The 789-nt window shown below is 81.4% G+C and carries 1 pseudogene; it reads right to left on the bottom strand.

Annotated features, from left to right (window positions below):
• Positions 1-692: pseudogene (locus A2U95_RS30695) on the bottom strand (ATP-binding protein); the annotation flags it as partial.
• Positions 693-789 lie beyond the last annotated feature (97 nt).

Below are 789 nucleotides of genomic sequence, written 5' to 3'. Positions count from 1 at the left end.
CCGGCCGCGCGCAGGGCGGCGACGGCCAGGCCCTCCGCGTCGCCGCCCCGGGTGCGCAGGTGGACGAGGCCGGTGCCGGTGCCCGCGGCGGCGGCCGCCCGGCGGACCTCCGCGGGGTCGGCGGCCGGGTCCTCGTGCGGCTCGCCGAGCAGGCCGGCGAGCCGGGCGTCGGACCGCGTTCCGCCGAGGAGGTGCGCGGTGACCCGGTCGGGGACGGCCAGGACGCGGGAGAGCGGCGGCCGTTCCGGCTCGGTGACCGTCAGCAGGCCTTCCTCGACCAGCGGCGCTCCGGCGGCGAGCCGGAACCGGCCGGACCCCGCCGGGGGGAGCCCGCACAGTTCCAGGGCGAGCCCGACCGTGGGCCTGCGGCGCGTCAGGTCGTCGTTGAGGTAGCCGTAGAGCCGCTCGAACCGCGCGTCCAGGTCGGGCGCCACCGCGACCAGGAGCAGGTCCAGGTCCAGCGGCGACAGCCCGAACCGCGCGGCGAGGCCTCCGAGGACGGAACCGGCCGGCGGCTGCCAGGGCTCGTGGCCGGGTACGCCGAGCCCGCCCGGCTCGTCCAGGACGCGGGCCACCGCCTCGGGGGTGAGGTACTGGCCGCGGTACGGGTCGTCGGGATCGGGGTCGGCGGCCCGCCGGACCGCCACCGCGTGCCGCACCCGCTCCTCGACGGCGCGCAGCCGCGCCCACAGGGGGTCGGCGTCGCCCGAGGCGGGTCCGGGTCCGGTGTCCGGGGCGGCGGCGGACGGGGTGCCGGGCCGGGCGGCGGCGTCCGCGCCGGGCCGGGCG

The sequence above is a fragment of the Streptomyces chilikensis genome, from assembly GCF_001642695.1.
Taxonomy (GTDB): domain Bacteria; phylum Actinomycetota; class Actinomycetes; order Streptomycetales; family Streptomycetaceae; genus Streptomyces; species Streptomyces chilikensis.
This window is presented reverse-complemented; position numbering and strand designations above follow the sequence as displayed.